Source organism: Azospirillum palustre, from assembly GCF_002573965.1.
In the GTDB taxonomy this organism is placed as follows: Bacteria; Pseudomonadota; Alphaproteobacteria; order Azospirillales; family Azospirillaceae; genus Azospirillum; species Azospirillum palustre.
Genome location: NZ_PDKW01000011.1, coordinates 1 through 837 on the forward strand (window position 1 = coordinate 1; position 837 = coordinate 837).

The 837-nt window shown below is 67.3% G+C and carries 1 protein-coding gene and 1 pseudogene; both read left to right on the forward strand.

The genetic code is table 11. From position 1 onward, the window contains the following. Positions 1–327 (forward strand): hypothetical protein (locus CRT60_RS36725; protein ID WP_425290385.1); only part of this gene is annotated, 327 nt, incomplete at its 5' end. Beyond that, a pseudogene (locus CRT60_RS00055) lies at positions 284–837 on the forward strand (magnesium-translocating P-type ATPase); the annotation flags it as partial. The gene CRT60_RS36725 and the pseudogene CRT60_RS00055, both read left to right, overlap by 44 nt.

Here is an 837-nt window from a genome sequence, read left to right on the forward strand (position 1 = left end):
GGGGCGATGCGGCTGGCGGAGCGCCGTGTCATCGTCAAACGGCTGGCGGCCATGCACAACATCGGCGCCATGGACGTGCTGTGCACCGACAAGACCGGGACTCTGACGGAGGCGACGATCCGGATGGTCAGGCACCTGGATTTCCGTGGCGCGGAGAGCGAGCGCGTCTTCCGGCTGGCCTACCTGAACAGCCATTTCGAGAGCGGCATCAAGAGCCCGCTGGACGGAGGCCATCATCGCCTTCCGCACCCTCGACCTGACCGGCTGGCAGAAGATCGACGAGGTGCCGTTCGATTTCGAACGGCGGCGCGTCTCGGTTCTCGTTAGCGATGGCACCGAGCGGCTGCTGGTGGTCAAGGGGGCGCCGGAAGACGTTCTGCGGCAGTCTACCCATTATGAAGGCGAAGGTGGCGTCGAGAAGCCGCTCGATCCGGCGGCGCGGGCAGAACTGGATGCCCTGTTCCAGAAACTGGGAGAAGATGGGTTCCGGGTGCTGGCGATCGCCTCCAAGGCGATGGGGCCGGATCATGCCTCCGCCGCGCTGGGAGACGAAAGCGAACTGGCCTTCGCCGGCTACGCGGTCTTCCTCGATCCGCCAAAGGCGAGTGCCATGGCGGCGATCCGCGATCTGACCGGGGCTGGGGTGGCCGTGCGCCTTCTGACCGGCGACAACGAGCGGGTGACGCGGCACGTCTGCGCCGAGCTCGGCCTGCCCGTCACCGGCCTGATCACCGGCGACGATCTGCGGGCGATGAGCGAGGAGGCGTTGCGGGCCCGCCTCCCCAAGGTCAACGTGTTCTGCCGGGTGACGCCGGCTCAGAAGGAACGCGTGCTGCT